Below are 698 nucleotides of genomic sequence, written 5' to 3'. Positions count from 1 at the left end.
GAACTGAAGTTCCTTGCGGGACTGACCTCACTTCCATTCCCATCTCCTAAAAAGTTAGGCTCAATATAAAAGCTTGGGGTAAAAATTAGATATATTTATCTAGTTACTTTTTAATTAGCAAAAAAAGTGTCTATTATATCATAAGATGATTTATCTTAATATGCTTTTGAAATTTAATTAAACCTTCTATCTAATTTTGACATCCTACTTAAGTACCAATTTATAAACTGCCCTAAGAAGCATTTAAAAATAAAAATTACTAATTAGAATAGAATTAACAATCTATTTATATAGGTTATGTTGCTATTGGATATCTAAGCCGGGAAAACTTAGATATCCTTATATAAAATTTCAATAAAGCAGACTCAATTGGTCAGTTCTCTGCACTGGAGAAAACTCAGGTTTCAATGTATATATCGTACTACATTATTGTGATAATGTATCAGCTTTGGGAGTTATGCTCAATATCAAAGCTTAAGGTAAGTAAGTCGCCGAGAAAAATACAATGTATATGAAGAAATAATAAAGAAAGTAAGGTATGTTATGCCCTAGGCTAACGCACCTTGGATTGTTGACGGTGCATTGCACTGTGTGACACACACCCTACATTTAAATTCATCAACGTAGCTGGAAATAGCAGCAACGACTGACTTAAATAAATATGATGAATTTATCTGTCAAAGTTTGCAAACTCGGTT

The organism is Nostoc sp. KVJ20 (assembly GCF_001712795.1).
In the GTDB taxonomy this organism is placed as follows: Bacteria; Cyanobacteriota; Cyanobacteriia; order Cyanobacteriales; family Nostocaceae; genus Nostoc.
Note: the sequence above shows the minus strand (reverse complement) of the source record.